The 23,976-nt window shown below is 70.2% G+C and carries 27 protein-coding genes and 1 pseudogene; 15 read left to right on the top strand and 13 right to left on the bottom strand.

Annotated elements, in window-relative coordinates; genetic code table 11:
- Positions 1-17 precede the first annotated feature (17 nt).
- The 4 genes from ITJ62_RS06275 to ITJ62_RS18965 all read left to right on the top strand — a co-directional run bounded on the left by ITJ62_RS06275 (position 18) and on the right by ITJ62_RS18965 (position 4,049).
- Positions 18-752 carry a FadR/GntR family transcriptional regulator gene (locus tag ITJ62_RS06275; RefSeq protein WP_194600131.1) on the top strand — a complete coding sequence of 245 codons (735 nt, stop codon included), beginning with the start codon at positions 18-20 and terminating at the stop codon, positions 750-752.
- Between the two features lie 124 nt (positions 753-876).
- A complete protein-coding gene (locus ITJ62_RS06270; protein ID WP_194600129.1) occupies positions 877-2,514 on the top strand; it encodes a chromosome partitioning protein ParA in 1,638 nt (545 codons plus the stop codon).
- Between the two features lie 7 nt (positions 2,515-2,521).
- Positions 2,522-3,382: a helix-turn-helix transcriptional regulator gene (locus ITJ62_RS06265; protein ID WP_194600127.1), complete on the top strand. Its 861-nt coding sequence runs from the start codon at positions 2,522-2,524 to the stop codon at positions 3,380-3,382.
- Positions 3,383-3,479: 97 nt separating this feature from the next.
- A complete protein-coding gene (locus ITJ62_RS18965; RefSeq protein ID WP_370581848.1) occupies positions 3,480-4,049 on the top strand; it encodes a hypothetical protein in 570 nt (189 codons plus the stop codon).
- Between the two features lie 38 nt (positions 4,050-4,087).
- Here ITJ62_RS18965 and ITJ62_RS06260 read toward each other — a convergent pair.
- Positions 4,088-4,909: pseudogene (locus tag ITJ62_RS06260) on the bottom strand (helix-turn-helix transcriptional regulator); the annotation flags it as partial.
- Between the two features lie 184 nt (positions 4,910-5,093).
- Between ITJ62_RS06260 and ITJ62_RS06255 the strand changes: the two are divergent.
- The 5 genes from ITJ62_RS06255 (at position 5,094) to ITJ62_RS06235 (ending at position 9,862) form a co-directional block, all read left to right on the top strand.
- Positions 5,094-5,639, top strand: a complete 546-nt coding sequence (locus ITJ62_RS06255) for a hypothetical protein (RefSeq protein WP_194600124.1) — start codon at positions 5,094-5,096, stop codon at positions 5,637-5,639.
- Positions 5,640-5,766: 127 nt separating this feature from the next.
- On the top strand, positions 5,767-6,984 hold the full coding sequence (locus ITJ62_RS06250) for a cupin domain-containing protein (RefSeq protein ID WP_194600122.1): 1,218 nt from the start codon (positions 5,767-5,769) through the stop codon (positions 6,982-6,984).
- Positions 6,985-7,079: 95 nt separating this feature from the next.
- On the top strand, positions 7,080-7,979 hold the full coding sequence (locus tag ITJ62_RS18960; RefSeq protein WP_228497852.1) for a helix-turn-helix domain-containing protein: 900 nt from the start codon (positions 7,080-7,082) through the stop codon (positions 7,977-7,979).
- 9 nt (positions 7,980-7,988) lie between these two features.
- Entirely contained in the window at positions 7,989-9,056 is a 1,068-nt protein-coding gene (locus ITJ62_RS06240) for a Dyp-type peroxidase (protein WP_194600120.1), read from the top strand.
- Between the two features lie 2 nt (positions 9,057-9,058).
- On the top strand, positions 9,059-9,862 hold the full coding sequence (locus tag ITJ62_RS06235) for a family 1 encapsulin nanocompartment shell protein (RefSeq protein ID WP_194600119.1): 804 nt from the start codon (positions 9,059-9,061) through the stop codon (positions 9,860-9,862).
- Here the strand turns inward: ITJ62_RS06235 and ITJ62_RS06230 are convergent.
- Positions 9,859-10,929 (bottom strand): GlxA family transcriptional regulator, encoded by a 1,071-nt coding sequence (locus tag ITJ62_RS06230; protein ID WP_194600117.1) that lies wholly within the window; start codon positions 10,927-10,929, stop codon positions 9,859-9,861. The genes ITJ62_RS06235 and ITJ62_RS06230 overlap by 4 nt on opposite strands.
- Positions 10,930-11,103: 174 nt before the next feature.
- Between ITJ62_RS06230 and ITJ62_RS06225 the strand changes: the two genes are divergently transcribed.
- Positions 11,104-11,919, top strand: a complete 816-nt coding sequence (locus ITJ62_RS06225) for an SDR family NAD(P)-dependent oxidoreductase (protein WP_228497850.1) — start codon at positions 11,104-11,106, stop codon at positions 11,917-11,919.
- Positions 11,920-11,950: 31 nt separating this feature from the next.
- Positions 11,951-13,171, top strand: coding sequence for an MFS transporter (locus ITJ62_RS06220; RefSeq protein ID WP_124767715.1), 1,221 nt, complete (start codon positions 11,951-11,953; stop codon positions 13,169-13,171).
- Between the two features lie 41 nt (positions 13,172-13,212).
- On the opposite strand, the gene ITJ62_RS06215 is transcribed toward ITJ62_RS06220, so the two are convergent.
- From ITJ62_RS06215 to ITJ62_RS06180, 8 genes are all read right to left on the bottom strand, one after another.
- Positions 13,213-14,472: an FAD-dependent oxidoreductase gene (locus ITJ62_RS06215; RefSeq protein WP_194600115.1), complete on the bottom strand. Its 1,260-nt coding sequence runs from the start codon at positions 14,470-14,472 to the stop codon at positions 13,213-13,215.
- Positions 14,469-14,822 (bottom strand): UBP-type zinc finger domain-containing protein, encoded by a 354-nt coding sequence (locus ITJ62_RS06210; protein ID WP_079704193.1) that lies wholly within the window; start codon positions 14,820-14,822, stop codon positions 14,469-14,471. Before ITJ62_RS06210 ends, ITJ62_RS06215 begins: the two co-directional genes overlap by 4 nt.
- Positions 14,823-14,849: 27 nt before the next feature.
- Positions 14,850-15,989 carry an FAD-dependent monooxygenase gene (locus ITJ62_RS06205; protein ID WP_194600113.1) on the bottom strand — a complete coding sequence of 380 codons (1,140 nt, stop codon included), beginning with the start codon at positions 15,987-15,989 and terminating at the stop codon, positions 14,850-14,852.
- Between the two features lie 119 nt (positions 15,990-16,108).
- Positions 16,109-16,435, bottom strand: a complete 327-nt coding sequence (locus tag ITJ62_RS06200; protein ID WP_194600111.1) for a transcriptional regulator — start codon at positions 16,433-16,435, stop codon at positions 16,109-16,111.
- The gene (locus tag ITJ62_RS06195) at positions 16,428-16,871 is read right to left on the bottom strand and encodes a hypothetical protein (RefSeq protein ID WP_194600109.1); all 444 of its coding nucleotides are present in this window, start codon (positions 16,869-16,871) and stop codon (positions 16,428-16,430) included. The genes ITJ62_RS06200 and ITJ62_RS06195 overlap by 8 nt, the downstream gene beginning before the upstream one ends.
- Positions 16,872-17,005: 134 nt before the next feature.
- Entirely contained in the window at positions 17,006-17,422 is a 417-nt protein-coding gene (locus ITJ62_RS06190; RefSeq protein WP_159876348.1) for a MerR family transcriptional regulator, read from the bottom strand.
- 9 nt (positions 17,423-17,431) lie between these two features.
- Complete coding sequence (locus ITJ62_RS06185; protein ID WP_194600107.1) at positions 17,432-17,848, bottom strand: hypothetical protein; 417 nt, start codon at positions 17,846-17,848, stop codon at positions 17,432-17,434.
- A 119-nt stretch (positions 17,849-17,967) separates the two neighbouring features.
- A complete protein-coding gene (locus ITJ62_RS06180; protein ID WP_191939878.1) occupies positions 17,968-18,282 on the bottom strand; it encodes a helix-turn-helix transcriptional regulator in 315 nt (104 codons plus the stop codon).
- 85 nt (positions 18,283-18,367) lie between these two features.
- On the opposite strand from ITJ62_RS06180, the gene ITJ62_RS06175 reads away from it, so the two are divergent.
- A complete protein-coding gene (locus ITJ62_RS06175; RefSeq protein WP_194600106.1) occupies positions 18,368-19,417 on the top strand; it encodes an SDR family oxidoreductase in 1,050 nt (349 codons plus the stop codon).
- 14 nt (positions 19,418-19,431) lie between these two features.
- Here ITJ62_RS06175 and bla read toward each other — a convergent pair whose 3' ends face one another.
- The 3 genes from bla to ITJ62_RS06160 form a co-directional block, all read right to left on the bottom strand.
- A complete protein-coding gene (gene bla, locus ITJ62_RS06170) occupies positions 19,432-20,223 on the bottom strand; it encodes a class A beta-lactamase (RefSeq protein WP_194600104.1) in 792 nt (263 codons plus the stop codon).
- A gap of 143 nt (positions 20,224-20,366) precedes the next feature.
- Entirely contained in the window at positions 20,367-20,774 is a 408-nt protein-coding gene (locus tag ITJ62_RS06165; protein ID WP_194600102.1) for an SRPBCC family protein, read from the bottom strand.
- A gap of 8 nt (positions 20,775-20,782) precedes the next feature.
- Entirely contained in the window at positions 20,783-21,667 is an 885-nt protein-coding gene (locus ITJ62_RS06160) for an AraC family transcriptional regulator (RefSeq protein ID WP_194600100.1), read from the bottom strand.
- 123 nt (positions 21,668-21,790) lie between these two features.
- Here ITJ62_RS06160 and ITJ62_RS06155 point away from each other — a divergent pair, with 123 nt between their 5' ends.
- The 3 genes from ITJ62_RS06155 to ITJ62_RS06145 all read left to right on the top strand — a co-directional run bounded on the left by ITJ62_RS06155 (position 21,791) and on the right by ITJ62_RS06145 (position 23,768).
- Positions 21,791-22,339, top strand: coding sequence for a carboxymuconolactone decarboxylase family protein (locus tag ITJ62_RS06155; protein WP_194600098.1), 549 nt, complete (start codon positions 21,791-21,793; stop codon positions 22,337-22,339).
- Between the two features lie 26 nt (positions 22,340-22,365).
- Entirely contained in the window at positions 22,366-22,593 is a 228-nt protein-coding gene (locus ITJ62_RS06150; protein WP_194600096.1) for a hexameric tyrosine-coordinated heme protein, read from the top strand.
- Positions 22,594-22,697: 104 nt separating this feature from the next.
- Positions 22,698-23,768, top strand: coding sequence for a S41 family peptidase (locus ITJ62_RS06145; protein WP_194600094.1), 1,071 nt, complete (start codon positions 22,698-22,700; stop codon positions 23,766-23,768).
- Positions 23,769-23,976: the final 208 nt, after the last annotated feature.

Genomic DNA, 23,976 nt, shown 5'->3' with positions numbered 1-23,976 from the left:
GACGAGACGAGGGTGCCATGGATCTGGGTTCGCCCTCACTCGGAGCGATCCGCCGCACGACCGCCGTCGACACCGTCCGCGCGCGCATCTCGCTGGCGCTGGAGCTCGGGATGCTGGTGCCCGGCCAACGGCTCCCGGCACCCGAGGAGGCGGCTCGAGCGTTCGGGGTCAGTGAGATGTCGGTGCGGCGCGCGTATCGGGCGTTGAGCGACGAGGGCGTCGTCGTCCGGCGGCAGGGCAACACGGGTGGCACGTTCATCGCGGACGCACCCGCGGTGGGCACCGTGCCCGAGATCGCCGCCTACCGCGAGGACGCCGTCCACGTGCACGCACTCATCGACCAGCGCGCGACGCTCGAAGCCGGGCTGGCGGCACGGGCCGCCGCTACACCGGAGGCGTCCTCCCTGCATCGACTCGACGACCTCGTGGCGACCATGCGGACCGAGCCGGACTGGAGCCGGTTCCGCGAGGCCGATGCGGCGTTCCATGCCGAGCTGGCGGTGTCGGCAGGCGTGCCGGGCGCGGCCGATCTCCACGACCGCGTGTCCCGCGAGCTGTACTCCTACTTCATCCCCTACCGGATCGAGTACCTGCGAGCGTCGAACGATGAGCATGCTCTGCTCGTCGCCGCGCTCCGTGACGGCGATGCGGCAGCCGCGAGTCGCCTCGCCTTCGACCACGTCGCGGAGCTCCACCGCTCGATGTACGTCGGCCTCGCGGGCCCCGCCGACGGCGCGCAAACCGCGCCCTGAAGCGCCTGGAGACGGCCGAACGAGCACTCTCGGCGAAGCGTCACGGCTGGGGCCGGAAATCCGACATGCGCCGTACTAAGGCATAGTGGGGACGGGTTCACCCCCGCCGCGAAGGAGTGAGAGCATGATCGACAAGGCCTCGATACAGGACTTCCCGCCGATGACGGCATCGCTGCTGGCGGACAATTCCGGCGTGTTCCGCGTCGGCACCGCCGAGCAGTACCTGACCGCCACCGACGCGGGAACGGCCCGCCGCCAGCTCGTCGAACTGATGCAGGCGGAGGCCCGGAAGTCGGGTCGACCGATCCGCGTGACGGTCGACGACCCCACGAGCGTCACCGTGCTCCTCATCGGTGTCGACGGCGAACTGCAGGAGGAACCGCAGTCCGCAGCGCCCGCGCGCACCGCTCAACGGACCACACCGCCACCCGCTCCCGTATCCGCGCAACGGGTGCCGCTCATCCAGGCGCCACCGCCCACGCCCTCCCAATCGGCACCAGCGCGCCCGGCCCCTGCTCAGCCGCAGACACCGCCCCGCGCCGCCCCCGCCCAGCCGTCGACACCTGCGCCGGTCCCGGCGCAGCCCACGCCGCCGGTCTCCGCGAACCCGCAGGCGACCACGACACCACAGCCCGTCCCGCCGCAGCGTCCGTCCGTACAGCAGCCTGCGTTCGGCACACCCCCGTTCCAGCCGGTCTCGAGCCAGCCGAACGCGCAGCAGCCGGTGCCGGCGCAGCGGGCGGTCCCGGCCCAGCAGTCGGTGCAGGCACCGCCGGCCGCGCCCGCTCAGCAGCAGCACCCGGTCCCACAGCAGCAGCAGGTTCCCGGCCAGCCGGCCGCCCCGGCTCGCCGCGATCTGCGCGATGCGCCCTCGTTCCTCGCGCCGCCCACGATCGGCCCGGCGCAGCACGGGCTCGCCGGCCTGCTCAACAAGCTCGGCTTCTCGGTGCCGCCGTCCGCGAGCGAGCGAGCCGAGCGCGACGACGTCCACGCCGTGTCACGCCACTTCCCGAGGCGTCGCACCATCTCCGTCGCGAACCAGAAGGGCGGCGCCAACAAGACGCCGACCGTCGTCAACCTGTCGTCCGTCTTCGCCCGGTACGGCGGTGGCGGTGTCGCGGCCTGGGACAACAACGAGACCATGGGCACGCTCGGCTGGCGGACCGAGCAGGGCGGGCACGACTCGACCGTCCTCGACCTCCTCGCCGCGGCGGGCGACCTCCTCTCCCCCGGCGCCGAGCGAGCCGACCTGTCGCGGTTCGTCCACCACCAGCCGGGCGACAAGTACGAGGTGCTGCGATCCGCGGCCGACGGCGAGCACGTGGTGACCGCCGACGAGGTCGACCTCGTCCATCGCGTCCTCGCGAAGTACTACCGCCTGATCGTCATGGACTCGGGCAACTCGGCCGGCGCCCCCAACTGGCGCCGCATGGTGGAGCTGACCGACCAGCTCGTCATCCCGACCACGACGGTCGAGGACAAGAAGGAGGGCGCGCGACTCACCCTCACCGCCGTCAGCCGAGTGAGCGAGCGCGGCGCGGAACTCGCGCGCAACGCCGTGGTCATCGTCTCCGAGGCCGAGGCCAAGGACACGTCGATCGCCAACGCGTACGCCGAGGACTTCCGGCCCTACGTGCGCGACGTGGTCGTCGTCCCCTTCGATCCCGCGTTGAAGAACGGCGTCATCCGTCACGACGCCCTGCGGTCGAGCACGCAGCGGGCCTGGCTCGCCGCGGCAGCCGCTGTGTCGCGCGGACTCTGACCGGGCCATGACGCAGGGAGGATCGGAGACCGGGATCACGCGGGCGGCCGCGCTCGGCGACTACCTCAGGGCTCGTCGAGGACTGGTCCGACCGGAGGACGCGGGGTTCGTCCCGGAGGACGGGCGGCGGGTCGCCGGACTCCGACGCACCGAGGTGGCAGCCCTCGCGGACGTCAGCGCCGACTACTACCTCCGCCTCGAGCAGGGGCGGGATCAGCGCCCGTCCGAGGAGGTGCTGGCGGGCATCGGTCGGGCCCTTCGACTCGACGAGCACGCTGTGGACTACCTCTTCCGGCTCGCCTACGACGTCGACCTGTTCCCGGCCGAGCGCCGACCGTTGGACACCGGCACGCCCGCACCGGCCGGACGATCCATCCCCGACACGACACTCCTCGACCACTGGTCGGACACCGGGGCGTACATCACCGACGGCAACCGGGACATCGTCGCGTCGAACGCGCTCGCGCGACGCATCGGCGGTGGCCTCCTCGACGTCGGGCGGAACGACGTGCTCGGGTACTTCGACGATCGGGTGCGGTCCATCGCTCCGGAGTGGGAGGTGAGCGCCCCGGCCGTGGTCGCAGCACTCCGCTTCAGCAGCGATCCGAGCAGCCCTCGGTTGCAGACGATCGTCGAGGACCTCACCGCCCGGAGTCCGCTGTTCGCCCGCCTGTGGGCTCGCCATGACGCCCGTCCACTCGCCGGCGGTCCACTTCGGGCCTCGATCGACGACTTCGGGACCGTCGAGCTGCAGTATCAGCACCTCCTCGTCCCCGACTGGCCCGGTCATCAGTTGACGACGGTCTTCGCAGAGCGCGGCTCCCCAGGGGCCGCGGTGCTCGCGTACCTCGCCGCCCGGGCCGACTGACCGCCATCCGGAGGGACCCCTGGCGCACGCCGACGCCGGTGGGGCCGTGGGCACCGGAGGGGTAGCCGACGGCGATCACAGCGCCTACCGTGGACCCATGATCGCGAACGAGGGCGTGCGTGAGCGCCGGGACCGGATCAGGGACTTCATCGACTCGTGGCGAGAGGTGCCCGTGGTCCTCTGCGACCGCACGCTGGAGGTCCTCGAGGCGAATCCGGCGGCGGCACGCTTGACGCCGGCGTTCCACACCGGCGTCAACCTGGCGCGCTTCGCGTTCCTCTCCCCCGACCGGGTCGTCGGCGATCCGCTGTGGACCCGGATGTCGGAGACCACCGCGGAGCTCCTCAAGCGGTCGATCGAGGAGCACGACGCGGATCGTCCCGCGGCTCGGATCATCGGCGAACTCTCCGCGAAGTCGCGCGACTTCGCCCAGACCTGGGCCTCGGGCGACGGGCACTCAGGGACGTCGGGGCCCATCGTCTTCCCCACGCCGGCCGGGGAGGTCCGCATGGTCTACAACGTCTTGAACGCGCCCGGGCCCGAGGGCGATCTGCTGTTGGTCTTCGTCCCGTCGGGAGCATCGTCCCGGGCGCGGCTGAAGCGGCTGTCCGAGGCGGTCTCGCCGGACGAGCCCTCCACGTCGAGCGATCCGGTGCCCTCCCGCTGAAGCGCGTCCCGGGCTGCGAGGTAGGCGATCGCCGCCGCAGCAGCTGAGCCTGGCTCGTCGAAGAACACGGTGAGGAACTGGTCCGTGTGCGGGACCTCGAAGGTCTGCGACCGGAAGTCGACCCAGCCGAGGGGCTCGATGAACGTGCGCGTCCGCCGGGACATCTGCGGTTTGACGAGGTGTTCCGCCCAGATCGTCCGGAACACGGGGTGCCGTGCCGAGAGCATCCCGACGATCTCCTGGAGGCGCGGATCGTCCGGTCGGCCGTAGTAGCGGAGGGGGGCGGTGAGGTCGCGGAGGGTCCCCTCCCACTCCCGGTGCATGCGGTCGTACTCCGGTGCGTCGGGCGACGTGGTGCCTCGGAAGTCGGCGTACTGCTCGAAGGCCGAGACGAGCAGGTTGACCCCGGGGTCGAGCATGCCCTGCGGCACCCACGCCCGCGCGAGCGCGTTCGCGGCGACGACGTACTGATTGTCGTCGCTCACATACGCGGGCGTACCGGACCAGTGCGCGAGGAGCCGGGCGACCCGGTCGTCGAGTTGCGTCGACCGGTCGTCGACCGCGCGCATGAACGGCCTCGGACTCGCCAAGCGGAGCAGGTATCGGCGTCCACTGTCGTCCAGCAGCAGGGCACGGGCGAGGCCGAGGAGGACCTGCTCCGACGGCCGCCGCACACGACCCTGCTCGATCCGCAGGTAGTACTCGGGGCTGATGCTCGCAAGATGCGCGACCTCTTCGCGGCGCAGGCCCGGCACCCGCCGGGAGGCATCGGCGCCGATGCCGACCTGCTCTGGCCGCACGAACTCCCGGCGCGCGCGGAGGAACTCGCCGAGAGCATTCGACAGCCGAGTTGGTGACATCGCCGCGTCCTCCGGAGAGCGAGTGGGATCGACGCCAATCCTTCCGCAGCACGCTCGGATGCATGCACCCTTCCGCGGCCGATCATGGGTCGTTTCTGGACATGTCGACCGACCATCGGTCGCTTGCTGAGCCTGACCCTGCGCGTCCCACCCGGTCGCTGCCCGACGTCACTATCGTGGTCGCATGGTTGAGCTCGGACCCGCCGATCGGCTCCCTCGGGACCTGGTCGATCTCGTCGACTCCTGGTCGGCCGTCCCCGCGTTCGTCCACGACCGCCACTTCACGGTGCTGCACGCCAACCGCCTCGCTCAGGCGCTGTCGCAGGCCTTCCGGCCAGGAGCCAACCTGTTGCGCTCGACCTTCCTCCGCCCGGAGATACTCCAGGCGAGTCCCGATCCCGGCCTCGTCACCGAACATGTGGTGGGCGAGCTCCGGAGGTCGCTCGGCACCCACGAGTGGGACGAAGTCTTCGAGGACCTCGTGGACGAGCTCCGCTCCGGGAACAGCCGCTTCGCCGAGGCCTGGACCGGGCTGGGACCAGGCCTCCGACCCGATGCGGCCGAGACGTTCACCTTCGACCGCCCGGATCTCGGGCGTCTCGAGCTGCGCTACCTCCAGCTGGAGGTCCCCGAGCACTTCGGCTTGAGTCTCGTGATCTGGCGAGCGTGCGACGAGGCTTCGGCACAGCTGCTCGCGGTCCTCGCCGGGCAGTCCCCCGATCGAACCTGACGAGCGGGCCGCCACGATCCGACCACCGCCGGGCACGATCTCGTCATCCGTCGGAAGGGTTGTCACACCGTCCCTGCTGGGCTGGAGACGATCCAGGCCGCAGCGCGGCGCAGCGAGGAGGAACACCATGGATTCGACGGACGACACCGTCCCGCACCACGAGACCCCGAGTCTGGGCAACCCGGACCTCCCGCCGGAGGGCGAGGTGAACACCCTCCGCCACCCGCAGAGCACGCAGATGACCGGCCCGCAGAACCCGGCAGTCGCGAGCCAGTTCCCGAACCAGATCGACGCTCCGGGAACCGACATCAGTACGCAGGCGTTCTTCTGGTCGTCGTTCAACATCTCACCCCGCCGTGTGCAGGACGGTGGGTGGGCGCGCGAGGTGACGAAGCAGGACTTCGCGATCTCCGACGAGATCGCCGGCGTGAACATGTACCTCGAGTCAGGCGGCATCCGCGAGCTCCACTGGCACCAGACGGCCGAGTGGGCCGTCATGACCCGTGGCAGGTGCCGGGTCACCACCCTCAGCCGATCCGGGATGCCCAGCGTCGAGGACGTCGAGGAAGGCGATCTGTGGTTCTTCCCCGCCGGAACGCCGCACTCCCTCCAAGGGCTGGGTCCCGACGGCGCCGAATTCGTGCTCGCGTTCGACGACGGCGACCAGTCGGAGTCCAACACCCTGCTCCTCACCGACTGGTTCGCCCACACGCCGCCGGACGTGCTGGCGAAGAACTTCGGGGTGGCCCAGGAGACCTTCGCGGACATCCCGCTCCACAACCTCTGGATCTTCCCGGGCGACGAGCCGGGCCCGCTGGCGAAGGACCAGGAGGACGCCGGTGTCGAGTGGGGAGCCTCGGAACCGATCATCTTCCGACTGTCGCGGTCCAAGCCACTCCACCGGAACAGCGGCGGGAGCATCCAGATCGCGGACAGCACCAACTTCCCACTGTCACAGTCGGTCGCCGCAGCGCTCGTGACGGTGGAACCCGGGTCGATGCGCGAGCTGCACTGGCACCCCAACGCCGACGAGTGGCAGTACTACCTGCGCGGCTCAGCACGCATGACCGTGTTCAACACCGGTCCCCACGCGAACACGACCGACTTCCGCCCCGGCGACATCGGCGTCGTGAAGAAGAACCTCGGACACTACGTGGAGAACACCGGCGACGACGTGCTCCAGTTCCTCGAGGTGTTCCGCACGGACCGCTACGAGGAGGTCTCCCTCGCGAACTGGTTGGCGCACGTGCCGCCGTCGCTCGTCGCCGCCCACCTGAACATCGACGAGACGACCCTGGCGACCTTCCCCCGGGAAGCGCAGGGGATCACGCCGCTGCGTCCGTGATCCGGGCAGGGTGGCTCTCGGCGGGCCACGCTCGCCCAGGGCCATCCGTCCTAGCTTGAGCGGGACACCACTCGTTCAACCGCGCGGAGGCACCGATGAACAGCGAACGCAGCACGATCGAACCGGCCGAGGGCTCCTGGTCCATCTCGGACGACCGGGCGTTCGTCCTCATCGACATGCTCAGCGACCACCGCGATCGGCGGCGCCACGCGCTCAGGACCGCGCGTGCGAGGCGCTGGCTCGACTCCTACGGTGAGGTGGTCGTGCGTTCGGTGCTGCTCGGGACCACGAGCACGATGGAGCGGGACGAGTATGCGCGGGCCCTGCGTCACGACGGCCGTGACCACACGCTCGTCCTCGATCATGTCGGCGGTTTCGTCCTCGTGACCTCCGAACGACGCGCCGCCTCGCCCGTCGACGAGTGGGTCCGCTCCGTCGCGCCGGCCGGTGTCGGCATCTCCGCGATCGGTTCGGCCGTGCTGCATGCGGACGAGGACGACCTGCTCGGCGTCGTCGACGAGGCCCGCACCGCGGCCGAGATCGTCGGTCAGGTCGGGGACGCTCTCGGGTCGACCCGCGCGGAGGATCTCGGCGGGTGGCGACTCCTGCACGCGATCGGCGGCGGGCCGCAGCTCGTGACCTCGGCGTCGCCGGCGGCCGACGAGCTCTGGCACGCCGATCCCGTGCGTCGGGAGACGGTGGAGACCTACCTCGACGCCGGATGCAACGTCGTCGTCGCGTGCGAGCGGCTCCACATCCACCGCACGACGCTCTACTACCGGCTCGACACCATGCCGGAGGTCGTGCGCGACGCGCTGGCCGACGGCTTGAAGCGGAGCACCCTGCACCTGTCGCTGAAGCTGCTCCGCCTCTGGAACGACGTCCCCGCCGCGTCGGAGCGGTCGTCCGCGTCCAGCCGACGCCGACGTGTTCCGGAGACCCGTGCCGTCGCCCCGGTGCGGCAGCTGCACCCGCAGTCCGCGGGCACCGAGTAGGAGGGCGACGTGACCAGTTCAGCGCGACGCGTCCCGATCGAGCCTCAGGCCGTGGACGCGCCGCTCAGCGGGACCGCCGTCTTCCTCGTGCTCACCGTGCGCGACGCTGCCGGCGCGATCGACACCGTCCGCAGCACCCTGGCGGGTGTCGCCGACGTCCTGAAGAACGTCGCCTTCCGCGACCTCGACGCCGCCCTGTCCTGCACCGTCGGGATCGGCGCGCGCGTCTGGGGCGAGCTCACCCGCGGTCCCGCGCCGAGGGAGCTCCATGTCTTCCCCGCGGTCGTCGGCGACCGGCACACCGCACCCTCCACGCCCGGCGACGTCCTGCTCCACATCCGTGCTGCGAGACGCGACCTGTGCTTCGAGTTCGAGCGGCAGCTCCTGGACCTGCTCGGCGACGCCGTGGAGGTCGTGGACGAGACGGTCGGCTTCCGGTACTTCGACGTCCGCGACCTGCTCGGGTTCGTCGACGGCACGGCGAACCCCGTCGGCCAGGACCTTCCCGACGCCACGCTCGTCGGTGACGAGGACCCGGCCTTCGCCGGTGGCAGCTACGTCGTGGTGCAGAAGTACACGCATCCGCTCGACCGCTGGCGCGCGCTCACGACGGAACAGCAGGAGGCGATCATCGGCCGCACGAAGGCCGACAACGTCGAGCTCGACGATGCGGAGACCGGCCAGAAGTCGCACAAGACCCTGTCCACGATCGTCGTCGACGGTGCCGAGCACGACATCCTCCGCGACAACATGCCGTTCGGGAGCCCGGCCGGCGGCGAGTTCGGCACCTACTTCATCGGGTACGCCCGACGACTCTGGGTCATCGAGCGGATGCTCGAGCGCATGTTCATCGGTGACCCACCGGGACTCCACGACCGACTCCTCGACTTCTCGACGGCCCAGACCGGCTCCGTGTTCTTCGCTCCGAGCGCCGCCTTCCTCGAGGCGATGGACGACGATCCGGCCCAGTCCGGCCCCGCTGATCCGGCGAGCGCCGTCGTCCCTGCCACGCCGCCCTCGACCGCCGACGGTTCCCTCGGTCTCGGCTCGCTCCGCACCGCTCCCGAAAGGACGTGATCATGAACAACCATCTCTTCCGACACCTCGCACCGATCACCGATGACACCTGGCAGATGCTCGACGACGAGGCCCGTGCGCGCCTCACCCCGGTGCTCGGCGGCCGACGCGTGGTCGATTTCGCCGGCCCGCTGGGTTGGGAGCACTCCAGCACCGACATCGGCCGTGTGGGCGCCGTCGTCGACGCCCCGATGGACGGGGTGATCGCCCGACAGCGCACGGTGCTTCCCCTGACGGAGGTGCGTGCCGACTTCGCGCTGGTGCGCAGCGAGCTGGACAGCGCGGCCCGAGGCGCACTCGACGTGGACCTCTCCCCGCTCGACGACGCGGTCACCCGCTTGTCCACGGTGGAGAACGCGGCGATCCTGTCCGGCTGGTCCGCGGCCGGGTACACGGGTGCGACAGCTGCCTCGCCGCACCCACTGTTGACGCGGGACGACGACCCGACGCGGTTCGCACAGGTGGTCGCCACGGCGGTCGAGACGCTCGCGCGGGCCGGGGTCGGCGGCCCCTACGCGTTGGCCGTCGACGCACCGGGCTGGGTGTCGGTCACGGGCGGCAACGACAGCGGTGGTGCGCGGCTGTCCTCGCACATCGAGGCGATCCTCGGCGGGGAGATCGTCTGGACGCCCGGCATCGAGGGAGCCGTCGTCCTCAGCCGACGCGGCGGCGACTTCCTGTTCGAATCCGGTCAGGACATCGCCCTCGGGTACGCGACGCACTCGGCCGAGTCGGTGAGCCTCTATCTGGAGGAGAGTTTCAGCTTCCGCGTGGTGACGCCAGAGGCTGCCGTCGCGATCCGTTAGTGCGGGAGCGCGGCTTCCGTGGATGCCGGCCGCGGTGGCTCCGACCGGCCCGGGTAGGTCCCGGCACCGGTGGTGCGGAAGCGGCGCTGGTAGGCGGAGGGCGTGGTGTTGTAGCGTGCGGCGAAGGCGCGGCGGAAGGCGATCGGGCTGGGGTACCCGGCTGCGGCGGCGACCTCTCCCACCGGGTCGCCCGCTTCGAGCAGGCCGAGTGCCAGATCGAGTCGGATGGAACCGACGTACTGGATCGGCGTCATGCCGAGTTCGTCCTTGATGACGCGGTTGAGGTGACGTACGCCGACGTTCGCGTGAGCGGCGATGTCGGCCAACGAGCCCGCCCGGGTCGGATCGCCGTGGATGTAGTCCGCGACGGCTTTCGCGACGGACGTCCGCGCCGGCTTCGCGCGGACGGAGGCGGAGAACTGCGACTGCCCACCGGACCTGCGCATGTAGACGAGCAGCAACTGCGCGATGGAGCGCGCGACGTCCGCTCCGTGGTCCTCCTCGACGATCGCGAGCGCGAGGTCGATCCCGGCGGCGACCCCGGCCGAGGAGTAGGTGTCGCCGTCACGGACGAAGATCGAGTCGGGACGGACGTCGACGGAAGGGTAGGTGGTGGCGAGCGCGCCGGTGAACTTCCAGTGGGTCGTCGCCGACTTGCCGTCGAGGAGCCCGGTGATCGCCAGGGCGAACGCCCCGCTGCAGATCGATGCCACACGCTCGGCTCGGGCCGCGAGGAGCCGGACCGCTGCCTGCACCTCCTCCGGGCGGTACACCTGTGGTGCGGACTCGCTCCCCGGGACGATCACGAGGTCGAGCGGTCCGCTGTCGGCTGCTGCGGCGTCCACGCCGACCCGGAGTCCCATCGAGGTGACGACGTCCTGGCCGTCGTGGGAGAAGAACCGGACGTCGTAGCCGTCGACCCGCTGGTTCGCCTCGGTGAACACCTCGGCCGGGCCGACGAAGTCGAGCGTCTTCACCTGGTCGAACAGGAAGATCCCGACGCGGCGTCGTCGCGCGGGCTTTCCGAGGGTGGGCTGCGGTCCTGGCACCTGCTGGGGCGGGCTCATCCCCACATCCTGCCCGACGAGAGCGCCCCGGCCAACGTCAGATTCGACTTCTGTCGCACCTGCCGCCGACGAACGTCCGAAGACTCCGGCCCGACGTCGGCGTAGCCTCGGTCGGACCGGGCCGCCGCCTGGGATCCGGCCCATCCACTCCACGATGCCCAAGGAGATCCGCTCATGCGACTCGAACGCGCGGGGACCATCCCCCTCGACCTCACCCACCGCACCGCGCTGGTGACCGGCTCGACGAGCGGGATCGGTTATGCCATCGCCGCGCGGCTCGTCGAGGCGGGGGCGGATGTCATCGTCAACGGCCGCGACGCCGACCGCCTCGAGGCCGCCGTCCTCTCGCTCGACACCGAATCGGTGGAGTCGGTGCGCGGGATCACGGCCGACGCGACCACCCGGGAGGGAGCTGAGCGGCTCGTCGCCGAGGCCGGCCAGGTCGACATCCTCGTCAACAACCTCGGTGTCTTCGAGGCCGTACCGCCGCTGGACATCACCGACGAGCAGTGGCGGACGATGTTCGAGGTCAACGTGCTGTCGGCCGCTCGCCTCACCCGGCTCCTGCTCCCCGGCATGTCCGGACGCGGCTGGGGTCGTGTCGTCAACATCGCCAGCGACTCCGCCGTGGTCATCCCCGAGGAGATGATCCACTACGGCATGTCGAAGACCGCACTCCTCGCGGTGAGCCGCGGCTTCGCGAAGGCCGCCGCCGGGACGGGCGTGACGGTGAACTCGGTGATCGCCGGCCCCACCCACACGCCGGGCGTGGAGACCTTCGTCCGGCAACTCGTCGGCGATGAGCTCGAGTGGGACGACGCCCAGCGGGAGTTCATGCGGCTGCACCGCCCGCAGTCACTGATCGGCCGCCTTCTCGAGCCCATCGAGATCGCGAACCTCGTGGTGTACCTCGCCTCACCGCTCGCGTCCGGCACCACCGGCGGCGCGCTCCGGGTCGACGGCGGCTACGTCGACTCGATCCTGCCCTGACGTCGACACCGACCGAGAGCCGAGCGACCCGATGACGACCTCCCCCGTTTCGACCCGATCCCGCGTCTCCCACGGTGCCGGGTTCTGGATCGTCGCGACCACGTTCCTGCTGGTGATGGCCTACTCGACCGTCCCGACGCCGCTGTACGCGCTGTACCAGGCGAGGGACGGGTTCCCCGTCTCGACGATCACCGTCATCTTCGCCGCCTACGCCGTCGGCGTCGTGTTCAGCCTCTTCTTCGTCGGCCACATCAGCGACTGGGTCGGGCGGCGGCGGATGCTGCTCATCGCGATCCTGATCTCGGCGCTCTCCGCAGTGCTGTTCCTCCTCTGGAGCAGCGTGGAGGGGTTGATCGTCGCGCGCGTCGTCAACGGCGTCAGCATCGGCGTGCTCACCGCGACGGCGACCGCTCACCTCGGCGAGCTGCGCGCGGTCGCCCGGCCCGACGAGAACTCGATCGTCGCGGCATCGGTCGCCGGGGCCAGCAATCTGGGCGGTCTCGCTCTCGGACCGCTCATCGGTGGACTCTTCGCCGAGTTCCTTCCGAACCCGCTCGTGCTCCCGCACGCGGTGTTCCTCGTCGCGCTCGTCATCGCCGCGATCGTCATGGTCTCCGTGCCCGAGACCGTCGAGCAGAGCGAGCCACGGAGGCGCTACCGACCACAGCGCCTCGCGGTCCCTGCGTCGTCGCGAGGGGCGTTCATCGCCGCGGGGTTCGGGGCCTTCGCCGGCTTCGCGCTGCTCGGACTGTTCACCTCGCTCGCGCCCACCATCCTCATCGGCACCTTCGACGCACCCGACCACCTGCTCGCCGGTGTGACGACCTTCTCGGTGTTCGGAGCCGCCGCGCTCGGTCAGGTGCTGCTCGCCCGACTCCCGCTGCAGCGCCAGCTCCTGATCGCGACGGTCAGCTGCGGTGTCGGACTCGCCGCGGTCGCCGCGGGGGCGGTCCTGCCGCAGCTGGGGGTCTTCCTCGTCGGCGGTGTCATCGCCGGACTCGGTGTCGGCGTCCTGTTCAAGTCGGCGATCGCGACCGCCGGATCGCTCGCCGACCCCGCCCGCCGGGGCGAGACGCTGTCGCTCGTGTTCCTGATCGCCTACTGCGGCCTCGCCCTCCCGGTGCTGGCCATCGGCTTCGCCCTCACCTTCGCACCGGAGATCGACGTGTTGCTGATCTTCGTCTCGCTCGTGCTGGTGACGACGGTGCTCGCCGGTGTCGCGATGACCCGGCGAGCGGCCGGACGCCCCTGACCGGGCCCGGCTGCCACTGAACGGGCGGTGTCGGCTTCGGCCTACCCGAACGTCTCGGCGAGGTAGCGATGGACGAGGGAGACCGCCATCGCACCCTCGCCGACGGCCGACGCGACCCGCTTGATGGAGTTGGCGCGGACGTCACCGGCGGCGAACACGCCTGGCTGGTTCGTCTCGAGGTGCAGGGGCTGACGGCGGAGCGGCCACGCCGACAGGTGCTCCGGCAGCAGGTCGCCTCCGGTGAGCAGGAAGCCGCGAGGGTCCAGTGCGACCGCGGAGTCGCTGGCCCAGGCGGTGTTGGGGCTCCCGCCGATGCAGATGAACAGGCGCGACGCAGGCACGTCGGTCGTCGCCCCGGCCGAGTCGACGGTCAGTGACTGCAGGCGGTCCTCGCCGTGGAGTGCGGTGACCGTCGTGTCCACGAGGATCTCGACATTGGGGGCCACGAGCAAGCGGCGCAGGAGGTAGGTCGACATCGTCGACGAGAGGGAGGGGCCGCGGACGAGGACGGTGACCCGCTCAGCGTGCGCGGCGAGGTTCATCGCCGCCTGGCCCGCCGAGTTCGCGCCACCCACGATGTAGACGTGCTCGCCGACGCACGAGGACGCCTCGCTCGTGCCGGCGCCGTAGTAGACGCCGGAGCCCTCCAGCTCGTCCTCCTTCGGCAAGCCGAGGCGACGCCACTGCACCCCCGTCGCACAGACGACCGCCCGCGCAGAAAGTCGCGAGCCGTCCGCGAGCTCGGCCTGCATGTGATGGTCGCCGAAGCTCCGGCTCAGGCTGTGGCGCATGACGAGCAGTTCGGCGCCGAACGCGATCGCCTGTCGTCGCGCCTGCTCGGCAAGCTCTGCGCCGGAGATGCCGTGCGCGAAGCCGAGGTAGTTCTCGATGAGACTGCTGGAACCGGCCTGACCGCCGACGGCGTCCCGTTCGACCACGGCGACATCGAGTCCCTCGGACGCCGCATAGACCGCGGCCGAAAGCCCGGCCGGTCCGGCGCCGTAGACGAGCACGTCGTACTCGCTGCGCTGCGGTCGCTTGATCCAGCCGAAGTGTTCGGCGATCTGCGCGGGCGTCGGATCGGCGAGCCGGGTGCCGTCGGGGAAGGCGACGACGGGGAGCCGGGCCTCCGCCAGCCCCGAACCGAGCTGCGCCCGACAGTCCTCGTCCGTCTCGACGACCACCGTCTGGAACGGGACACCGCTGCGGGTGAGGTAGTCGCGGATCGCGAAGGCCTCGCGACCGAAGGACCGCTCGAACACGAGCAGTGGCGCGATCGCCACCTCCCCGACGACGGTCATGAACCGAGGAGTCGTTCCCACTGGGCGGGGACACGATCGTGCGGCCCGGGGACCGTCTGCGAGCGTGGGTGACTGAGCGGGGGCGCGAGGGTCGGACCGACGAACGACTCCTCCGTGCCGTAGTCGTAGAACCAGTCCTCACCCGGCTCGTAGCTGCGGATCACGCGATGGCCGGTGGTGGTCGCGTGCTTCGTCGCGTGCTTGTTCAGCGAGTCGTCGCAGCATCCGATGTGCCCGCAGAACGTGCAGCGGCGGAGATGCAGCCACCAGCTGTCGGTCGCCTCGCACTCGACGCAACCGGGCCCGGACGGCGGGACGTCCGGCTTGATGTACTGCTCGACGTCGTCCATGGTGTTCTCCTCCTGATGAATGTGCGGTCAGAGCTGCAGGGAACGAGCGATGCGACGTCCATAGTCGCTGATCGCCCGCGCGACCGGGAGTCGTTCGGCCTCGTACTGCGCGAGCGCCGCCTCGACACCGAGCCCCAGGTCCAGGCCCGCTGCGAGCGCGAGTGCATCGCCGGCCGCTTTGGCGGCTCCCCTGGCGGTGTGCGGGCGGACCACGGCTGCAGCGTCTCCGAGAAGCACGATGCGACCGCTCGTCATGCGCGGCGGCACGTAGTCGTAGATCGCCTGCATGAATGGGCGCGGCTCGGCTGCCACCGCTGCGGCGAACGGCGGTGGGAGGAGCTGCTCCGCCTCGGCGAGGAGTTGTTCGCGGAGCTCGCTCGGCAGGTCGCCGGGCGCGGTCGAGGAGCTCCCGGCCGGCCGGTGCGTCAGCCGCATGAGGTCGGCGAGTTCGTGCTCGGACATGCTGCGATACCAGACCCAGCTGTAGCGGCGTGCGCCGGGCTCGGTCTCCCCGTCCGCGCCGGGGACGAGGTACCCGAGCATGTGCACCCCGGGACCGGAGTAGAAGGCGAAACGTCCGAGCAAGGTGCGTGCGGCGGCGGCTGGGAGCTCGGCTTCGGGAATGAGGCCGCGCCAGGTGATGTACCCGGCGTACCGGTTGCGGTCGTCGTCGGGGGCGACGACATGCCTGGTGACGGAACGGAGTCCGTCGGCGCCGACGACGAGGTCGAACGCGTGCAGCTCTCCCGTCGCCGTCTCGACGGTGGCACCCTCGTCGCGGTCGTGCACGGTGGCGACCGCCTGTCCGAGCCGGTACCCCTCGGGCGGGACGAGGCTGCGGAAGACCGAGTAGGTGTGGTCCCAGGAGACTTGGATCTGCGGTGTGGGGTCGCTCGTCAGGACCCGGCCGTCTCGAGCGAGGGTGATGCGATCGGTGGCGACCACGCCGACGCGGGCCTCGGCGTCACGGCCCACCGCGTGCAGCAGGTCGTAGAGCTCCTGCTGGGCGACGAGCCCCGCGCCGCGGCGTTCGAGCCCGGTCCTGGACCGCTCGAAGACCGTCACGCGATGTCCGCGACGCGTGAGGAGGGAAGCCGCGAACAGGCCACCGAGGGAGCCGCCCACGATCCCGATCAACAGGCGCTCTCCAGCAGGTGTCGCTCGCATCGCGCCCCCTTCTGATGGTCTGCTTCCACCGTAGGTCGGGCGGGTCACGCCTCGTTGCGACGTCCGTCGGAAGTCCGGTGCCGAGCCATGAGCGCCGCTCGCCGCTGGAAGACCCCGCGTCACCGACGCGCCCGCTGCACGATGGCGTCGAGGGCGTCGAGGTAGGACTCGAAGGCGACTCGCCCCTCCGTCGTGAGTGCGATGCGGCGGCCGCGGCGGTCCGTGTCGCTCTTCCCGACCTCGATCACCCCGGCGTCGGCGAGCGCCGAGAGGTGCTTCGAGAGCGCCGACTTGCTGACGCCGGTGATGCGCAGGAGCGAGGCGAAGTCGGTGTACTCGGCGGGCGCGAGTGCGGACAGCAGGGCGAGGCGGGCAGGCTCGTGGAAGAGCGGGTTCAGCGCCCGGCGGCTGACCGCGGCGTCCTCGGCTCCATCGTCGTCAGGCATCGCGCGACCCCGACCGTCCGCGGAGCGGCGTGGAGCCGTTCGCGAGGCGCACCAGTGCGGGCAGACAGGCGGCGAACACGACGACGGCTGCGACGACCGCGGACACCGTGTTCGGTACGGAGACGCCGGCGGAACGGGCGATCCACTGGGTCACGACGTAGCCCACGGCGACCGCCACACCGCTCGCGGTGAGCAGCAGCACGCCGGTCCGGTCCGACCAGTCGAGGCGGAGCTTCACCGGGCGCGCGAGGGACAGGGCGACGAACCCAATGGCGACGAGTCCGAGCAGCCAGACCATGTCGAGGTCGACGACGACCCCGAGCGCGATGATGAGTACCGCGGTGAGGATGGCGGTGGTGAGCGCTCCCTGGCGTGCGGAGCGGCGCGAGGCGTCTCGTGCCTGGTTCAAGCGGTCCTGTGCGTCTTCATGATCCATGATCGACCTCCAGTCGTTGCGTCTGAAGAAACTATCACAGTGTTTCCCCAAAGGAAACAACCAACGTCGAGCTCACTGCGCTCGAGGTCGCGGTGGCGTTGGATGAGGGCGGCGGGAGCTCCGCGGCGACCCCATCAGGACGACTCAGCCTCCACCACACCGGCGAGGGCACTGACGATCGGGCAGGGCACCGACGGATCGACGCACTGGGCATCGAGCAGATCCGAGATGGCGGAACGCGTCCGTTGCAGGTCGGCGACCTTCTCGTCGATCTCCTGCAGCTTCTGCGCGGCCGCGGCGGCGACGTCACCGGCGGAAGCGCCGCCGCTCCGCGCCGCTTGAGACAGCCGGTCGAAGTCGTGGAGCTCCGCCAGCGTGAACCCGAGCTCCTGGCCGCGACGGAGGAACCGGAGGCGGACGACATCGGTCTCCCGATAGTCGCGATAACCGCCGGTGGTCCGTTCGGGCTCGGCGAGCACACCGGACCGTTCGTAGAACCGGACGGTGGACACCTTCACCTTGGCCAGCCGGGCCAGCTCAGCGATACGCACAAGCCGACCCTAGGCCAAGGCCGCCCGACGAGCCGACAGCATGACGCCGCACTGGACGACCGCCCACAGCAGCTCGAACACGAGCATCCCGAGGACCAGCAGTGAAGCGCCATGCAGCAACGCGGCCCCCATGCCGAGCGAGAAGAGCAACCTCCCGGCTGTGTCGGCCACACCGGCCGCCCACGTCGGGCGCACCAGGCGGAAGGCCGACCAGACCACCACGAGCGAACCCATGAGGTTGGCGAACATCACCGCGAACACGTCTCCAGGGTCGGGAACGACCCCGGGAAGTGCCAGTGCGGAGTGGATGACGCCCAATCCGGCGAACAGCGTCGGTGCGGTGAAAGGCAGGGCGAACCCGGCGGTGACGACGAGGTCGTAGAGGGCGGACAGGCGCACGGTGCGACGCACGATCGAGGAAGTCATATCCTCACTGTCGACCCTGCACCCCGGTGCAAGGTCAAGGCCTACCCCGCACACTCCAGCGAGAGCTCGGTGATGGGCCATGAGCTCCGGAGACAGCTGGCGGCACGCCGTCTCGGCGATCAGAGGTCGAGGGACAGCCGCCGACCGAGCGCTTCGATCGCAGCCTCGTCGCGCTGATAGTGCGACCACTGGCCGATCCGGGTGCACGTCACGAGGCCGGCACGCTGAAGTGTCGCCATGAACTGCGAGGCGGTCGACTGTGACACCTCGGCCCTCGCCTGGATGTGCTTGAGGCATACGCCGACCTCGGCCGCCGGCTGATCCTGCGGCGGGAACGACTCAGGATCCTTCAACCACCCGAGGATCGCGAGGCGAGTCGGATGGCCGAGCGCTTTGAAGATCGCCACCAGGTCCAAGTCGTCAGCGTTCGTCATACGTCGACCATATCGCAATATCGCGATTCCACGATGTTGTGCAACACTGTGGATCGGTAAATCGCGATCTAACGATGGAGATGTCATGACGCAACACACAGCACTGGTGGTCGGAGCCCGCGGAGTGATCGGCGGGAACCTGATCACCCACCTCGAGGGGCTCGGCTGGGACGTGATCGGGCTGTCCCGCCGCGGCGGTACCGACCGGGGATCCGTCAGGCACCTCGCGGTGGACCTGCTCGACCGCGACGCGACCATCCACCAGTTGCAGGGTTTGTCGGAGGTGACACACCTGTTCTACGCCGCCTATCAGGACCGCCCCAGCTGGGCCGAGCTCGTCGAGCCGAACCTCGCGATGCTCACCAACGTCGTCGATGCCGTCGAACCCGTCGCGCCGGGCCTCGAACACATCAGTCTGATGCAGGGCTACAAGGTCTACGGCGCACATCTGGGGCCCTTCGCGACACCCGCGAAGGAGTCCGACCCGCCGCACATGCCGCCGGAGTTCAACGTCGACCAGCAGCAGTTCCTCGAGCGCCGACAGCTCGGGGCGGCCTGGTCATGGTCGGCGTTGCGGCCGTCGGTCGTCGCCGGGATCGGACTGGGCAACCCGATGAACCTGGCGATGGTCATCGCCGTCTACGCGTCCATGAGCAAGGAACTGGGCATCCCGCTGCGATTCCCCGGTAAGCCCGGCGCGTACACGAGCCTGATCGAGATGACCGATGCCGATCTCCTCGCGAAGGCCACGGTGTGGGCCGCGACGCACGAGGCCGGACGCAACGAGGCGTTCAACATCACGAACGGCGACCTGTTCCGGTGGTCGTCGATGTGGCCGAAGATCGCCGCCTTCTTCGACCTCGACGTCGCGCCGCCACTCGAGATGAGCCTCGCCGAGGTGATGGCCGACAAGGAGGCCCTGTGGAACACGATGGTCGAGCGGCACGGCCTCGCGCCCACCAGCTACGTAGAAGTGTCGTCGTGGGCGTTCGGTGACTTCGTCTTCGCGTGGGACTACGACGTCATCGCCGACACGTCGAAGTCGCGCCGGGCCGGGTTCCACGAGTACGTCGAGACTGAGGCGATGTTCCTCCGGATCTTCCAGGACCTCCGCGATCAGCGACTCATCCCGTAAGCGTCGGAGCCCGGCTACTGCTCGGAGGCGGCGAGCGCGACGCTCGCCGCCTCCGCGACCAACGCGTCGTCGTACTCGGCGTCCGGGTCGAGTGTGTTCGTGAGGATGGTCAGGACGATCGGGTCGCCGCCCGGCCGGTCGATGATCGCGATGTCGTTCCGGATCCCACCTGCACCCCCGGACTTGTCGGCCACCTGCCATCCCGCCGGAGCACCGGCCCGGATCAGCGTGTCGCCCGTCGCGTTGCCGCTCATCCAGGCGAGGAGCGTCGCCCGGTCGGCGGGCTCCAGGTAGGAGCCGTCGGCGAGGCGGGTCAGGTCGTCGGTGAACGCGGCAGGGGTGGTGGTGTCATCGGTGCTGCCCGGTTCGATCACGTTCAACAGTGGCTCCGCGTTGACGACCTCGGTCACCTCGTCGCCGAGCGTGACGAGGGCGGCGTCCAGCGCGGCCGGCCCACCGATCCGCGCGAGGACGAGGTTGAGGGCCGTGTTGTCGCTCCGCCGGACGGCGGCCTCGGCGAGCTGGGACAGGGTCAGGCCGGTCTCGACCTGTTCACTCGTCACCGGCGAATAGCCGGCCGCCTCGACATCATCAGCCGACCAGGTGACGACCTCGTCACGCGCCGAACCGCGCACCTCGTGGAGGAAGACCGCCGCGGCGAGCGCCTTGATCGTCGAGGCGTACCCGAAGCGCTCGTCCGCGCGGTAGGACAACCGGGCACCGGTCCCCGTGTCGAGGGCACTCACGCCGACGCGCGCGCTGAACTCAGCCTCCAGGGCTTGGAACTCGACGGACAGGTCCGGCATCGGGGTGGGCGGCGCCGACGTTGGCGCCGAGGTTGGGGAGCTCGGCGCCGCCGAAGGGGACGGAGGAGCGGAGGCGCACCCCACGGGCCCGAGCACCAGCCCGCCAGCGATGGCGATGGCGACGACGCCACCGGTGCTCCGCGTCATCGACGAACGCCGGCCTGCCCAGCGACCTGGTGATCGAGGCGTTCGAGGTCCGCCTCGACCATCGCGATGTCCCGCGCGAACGCGTCGTCGTCCAGCTCGATCTGGCGCACGGTGAACACCACCTCGGCACCCTCCGGATGCGCCAGCACGCGGACCGGGTTGGTCACGACGGTCCCGGACGGCAAGGTGACGTCGTGGTCGAGCACGCCGAAGCGGTTGCTCTCGACGAACCGGACCTCCACCCGACCCATCGGCGACTCGACGAACAGCGAGTCACCTTCGCGCACCACCTCGGCCTGCGCGAGCCCGGCCGCCCACCGCGGGAGGTTGTCGACGTCGGACGCGTACTCGTACACGGCATCCGGCGATGCGCCGATGACCCGGCTCACGTGGTGACTTCTCATGGACGGCATCATGCCACCTCGGTGCGGGAGCCGTCAGGCACGGCGACGGCCGCAGCGAGCCACGCTCGCGGTGAGGCGCCGACCCGCTGGGAGAAGGCGCGGGAGAAGGCGGGCGCGCTCGCGTAGCCGAGTCGCGAGGCGGTGAGCCCGACCGGCTCACCGGCGCGGAGCATGCCCTGCGCGAGCGTCACCCGCCAGGTGATCAGGTATTCGGCGGGCGGCACACCCACCAGTGAGGCGAACCGCGCCGCGAAGGTACTGCGCGAGAGGCGCGCCTCGTCGGCCATCGAGGCCAGCGTCCACGCCTCACCCGGAGCCTCGTGGATCGCGACGAGGGCTCGTGCCAGCGCGGGATCCGCCAGCCCGGTGAGGAGCCCCGCCGGCAAGCCGACCTCGTCCGTGTGGTCGAGCATCCAGCGGAAGAGCTGCATGAGCACCACCTCGAACAGGCGATCGACGATGACCCGCTGCCCGCAGGCGCCGGCGTCGACCTCGGAGAACAGCAGGTCGAGGGCGGGCCGGAGCGTCGCGACAGCGTCGAGCGGGATCACGACGACGGGCGGCAGCGCCAGGAGCAGTGGGTGCGTGGCCCCACCGTCGACGTCGATCGTGGCGCAGGCGAAGTCGGAGTCCTCAGTGGGCGCGTTGTGGAAGGCGTGCTCGAGCGGCCTCGGGTAGAACAACAGACTCGGACGATCGACGATGACGGTCTCCAGCCGACCGTCGGCCTGCTGGTGGGTCACCGACATCTCGCCGTCACGGAGCACGTGGAGGAAGCCTCGTCCGGGCGACGCCGCGAACGTCGTCACGCCGCACAGCGGACCGGCGTGGAAGAGGCTTGCACGGATCCTGAAGTGCTCGAGCATCGACGACAGGCGGTCCACGGGTGGCATGCGGACAGCATCGCAGACGATCTGCACTGAAGTCTAGACGAAATGCATCGAATCGTCCGACACTGACGCGCAGGATGGAGTCATCCCCGGAAAGACCGGGGCCAATCAGGACAGGAACCCCTCATGTCACTCATCCCCCTCGTCGACCGCGAGACCGCGACCGGTACCACCAAGGAGCAGCTCGACCAGATCCACGCCGCGTTCGGAACCGTGCCGGCGATGTTCGCGACCGTCGCCAACTCGCCCGCCGCGCTCACGAGCATGTGGTCGGCCTTCGGGGCGTTCGGGTCGAGCAGCTCGCTTGGTGCCGCGCTCGGTGAGCAGATCGCCGTCGCCGTCGCGAATCGCAACGCGTGCGAGTACTGCCTCGCCGCCCACTCCGCCCTCGGTCGCAAGGCAGGCGTCAGCCGTGACGCGATGTCCGCCGCGCAGACGGGCCAGTCGGACGACCCGAAGACCGCCGCGATCCTCGCGTTCGCCCTGCGGCTCGTCGAACTCCGGGGTCAGATCCCCGCCTCCGACGTCGAAGCGCTGCGCTCGCACGGCGTCACCGACGAGCAGATCGTCGAGATCGTGGGCCAGGTCGCCCTCAATCTGTTCACGAACTACCTCAACGTCGCACTCGAGGTGCCGGTCGACTTCCCGACCGTGCCGCTCCGTCGCGTCGCCTGAGCTCGACCGGAACGACAGGCACCGACATGTCCGAATCCTGGCTCCCGAGCCTGCTGACCCCGACACCCGAGGAGGGCTACGCACTCGCGATCAAGCTCTCGAGGACCGGCGTCAAGATGACCCAGCCCGACGCGGACGTCCGCGCACGCCTGCGCGTCGCTTACGCCGAGAACCCCGACAGTCTGATGGGCGCTTCCCAGGTCATCGCGATCAACTTCCAGACCGTCGCCGCGGCGAACGGCTACTGGCGCTGAGCGACACGACGAAGCACCACGATCCCGCCCGCGGCTGATACTCCGCGAGCGGGATCGTCCTGCGGGCTGACGATTCGAGCATCGACGATTCGTAGCCTGGAGGCATGCCCGGCATCACCCGCAGTCGACCGCCCTTGCCATCACCGGCCCCCATGGAACAGCGACGTCGTCGGCGTCGGCGTGGCCTCATCGCCACCGTCGTCACGGCATCATTCCTCGCGCTGGTGGTCGGCGGCGCCGTCGTCGCCGCGCCGCTCCTGCGGTCGTACGGGATCTACCTCGTACCGCCGTCGCCGCAGACGTATGCGGAGGTCGCGCTCGACGCCATGCGACAGGGTGTCGCGGCCACACCGGACCGCTATGCCGAGGTGCGGGCACGGGCCATGGCCGCCGTCGCGGACGCCTCCGACTACGCCGACACCTACGGGCCGCTCGAGGAGGCGGCGACCGAGTTGGGCGGTCCGCACACCACCTTCAACGATCCTGCGGCTGCGGCCGAACTGTTCGGCCCGTCGTCCGGGTCCGAGGCCGCGAACGAACTGCCCACCGTCACGACCGCCGACGGTGTGACGACCATCCGGCTCCCGACACTCATCGGTGGCGGCTCCGGGAGCGACTCCTTCGGCCAGCGATACATCGACACGGCCGTCGACGCGATCACCGCCGCCGCGCCCCACACGTCGGCATGGGTGGTCGATCTGCGGGACAACCATGGCGGCAACGTGTGGCCGATGTTGGCCGCCGTGGCGCCCCTGCTCGACGACGGGACCGTCGAGACCTTCGAGTCCGTCGACAGGTCGACGGTCGTCTCGGTGTCGGGCGGCGGCGTCTCGTCCGGCGGCAACCGACAGAGCGCGGCGACGAAGCCGCAGCCGAAGGTGGACGGGCCGATCGCCGTGGTCATCGACGGGATGACCGGCAGCTCCGCCGAGGCGGTCGCCATCGCCTTCATCGGGCAGTCGGACGTGCGCGTGTTCGGACAGCCGAGCTACGGCTTCAGCACGGCCAACCAGCCGGTCCGCCTCTACGACGGCGCGGTCGTCAACCTGACCGTGGCCGTCGACGCCGACCGCACCGGCAAGCGCTACGGCGTCCCGATCGAGCCCGACACCGACGTCGAGGACTTCACGCAGCTCCCCGCGGCGATCAGCACGTGGCTCGCCGACCGCGGCTGAACGACACGTCCACCGAGAGTGCCCGTTCTGCCCGTCCGAGCACCACCAGCGAGCAGAACGAGCACTCTCGGCCGCCCGGAACTGGACGTCTGCGGCAACCGGTTTGGACAGGTGTCGGGACTTTCGACAGACCAGCGAAACGGCCGTCGCGCCGCGTTACCGTGGTCGCGCTCCCACATTCCGTGGAAGCGGAATTCGCGAGAGTCGT

Origin of the sequence: Plantibacter sp. VKM Ac-2876 (assembly GCF_015350715.1) — a bacterium.
Classification (GTDB): Bacteria; Actinomycetota; Actinomycetes; order Actinomycetales; family Microbacteriaceae; genus Plantibacter; species Plantibacter auratus.
The sequence above is the reverse complement of the archived record's forward strand: the minus strand, read 5'-3'. Positions and strand labels throughout refer to the sequence as shown.

Excerpts from the sequence above, each read along its gene's own strand:
- ITJ62_RS06165 (WP_194600102.1), bottom strand. The coding sequence starts at position 20,774 with ATGAGAAGTCACCACGTGAGCCGGGTCATCGGCGCATCGCCGGATGCC.
- ITJ62_RS06255 (WP_194600124.1), top strand. The coding sequence starts at position 5,094 with ATGGTTGAGCTCGGACCCGCCGATCGGCTCCCTCGGGACCTGGTCGAT.
- ITJ62_RS06250 (WP_194600122.1), top strand. The coding sequence starts at position 5,767 with ATGGATTCGACGGACGACACCGTCCCGCACCACGAGACCCCGAGTCTG.
- ITJ62_RS06180 (WP_191939878.1), bottom strand. The coding sequence starts at position 18,282 with ATGACGAACGCTGACGACTTGGACCTGGTGGCGATCTTCAAAGCGCTC.
- ITJ62_RS06230 (WP_194600117.1), bottom strand. The coding sequence starts at position 10,929 with ATGAGCCCGCCCCAGCAGGTGCCAGGACCGCAGCCCACCCTCGGAAAG.
- ITJ62_RS06185 (WP_194600107.1), bottom strand. The coding sequence starts at position 17,848 with ATGACTTCCTCGATCGTGCGTCGCACCGTGCGCCTGTCCGCCCTCTAC.
- ITJ62_RS06265 (WP_194600127.1), top strand. The coding sequence starts at position 2,522 with ATGACGCAGGGAGGATCGGAGACCGGGATCACGCGGGCGGCCGCGCTC.
- ITJ62_RS18965 (WP_370581848.1), top strand. The coding sequence starts at position 3,480 with ATGATCGCGAACGAGGGCGTGCGTGAGCGCCGGGACCGGATCAGGGAC.
- ITJ62_RS06200 (WP_194600111.1), bottom strand. The coding sequence starts at position 16,435 with ATGCCTGACGACGATGGAGCCGAGGACGCCGCGGTCAGCCGCCGGGCG.
- ITJ62_RS06220 (WP_124767715.1), top strand. The coding sequence starts at position 11,951 with ATGACGACCTCCCCCGTTTCGACCCGATCCCGCGTCTCCCACGGTGCC.
- ITJ62_RS06195 (WP_194600109.1), bottom strand. The coding sequence starts at position 16,871 with ATGGATCATGAAGACGCACAGGACCGCTTGAACCAGGCACGAGACGCC.
- ITJ62_RS06145 (WP_194600094.1), top strand. The coding sequence starts at position 22,698 with ATGCCCGGCATCACCCGCAGTCGACCGCCCTTGCCATCACCGGCCCCC.
- ITJ62_RS06215 (WP_194600115.1), bottom strand. The coding sequence starts at position 14,472 with ATGACCGTCGTCGGGGAGGTGGCGATCGCGCCACTGCTCGTGTTCGAG.
- ITJ62_RS06155 (WP_194600098.1), top strand. The coding sequence starts at position 21,791 with ATGTCACTCATCCCCCTCGTCGACCGCGAGACCGCGACCGGTACCACC.
- ITJ62_RS06235 (WP_194600119.1), top strand. The coding sequence starts at position 9,059 with ATGAACAACCATCTCTTCCGACACCTCGCACCGATCACCGATGACACC.
- ITJ62_RS18960 (WP_228497852.1), top strand. The coding sequence starts at position 7,080 with ATGAACAGCGAACGCAGCACGATCGAACCGGCCGAGGGCTCCTGGTCC.
- ITJ62_RS06205 (WP_194600113.1), bottom strand. The coding sequence starts at position 15,989 with ATGCGAGCGACACCTGCTGGAGAGCGCCTGTTGATCGGGATCGTGGGC.
- ITJ62_RS06225 (WP_228497850.1), top strand. The coding sequence starts at position 11,104 with ATGCGACTCGAACGCGCGGGGACCATCCCCCTCGACCTCACCCACCGC.
- ITJ62_RS06160 (WP_194600100.1), bottom strand. The coding sequence starts at position 21,667 with ATGCCACCCGTGGACCGCCTGTCGTCGATGCTCGAGCACTTCAGGATC.
- ITJ62_RS06275 (WP_194600131.1), top strand. The coding sequence starts at position 18 with ATGGATCTGGGTTCGCCCTCACTCGGAGCGATCCGCCGCACGACCGCC.
- bla (WP_194600104.1), bottom strand. The coding sequence starts at position 20,223 with ATGCCGGACCTGTCCGTCGAGTTCCAAGCCCTGGAGGCTGAGTTCAGC.
- ITJ62_RS06150 (WP_194600096.1), top strand. The coding sequence starts at position 22,366 with ATGTCCGAATCCTGGCTCCCGAGCCTGCTGACCCCGACACCCGAGGAG.
- ITJ62_RS06270 (WP_194600129.1), top strand. The coding sequence starts at position 877 with ATGATCGACAAGGCCTCGATACAGGACTTCCCGCCGATGACGGCATCG.
- ITJ62_RS06210 (WP_079704193.1), bottom strand. The coding sequence starts at position 14,822 with ATGGACGACGTCGAGCAGTACATCAAGCCGGACGTCCCGCCGTCCGGG.
- ITJ62_RS06175 (WP_194600106.1), top strand. The coding sequence starts at position 18,368 with ATGACGCAACACACAGCACTGGTGGTCGGAGCCCGCGGAGTGATCGGC.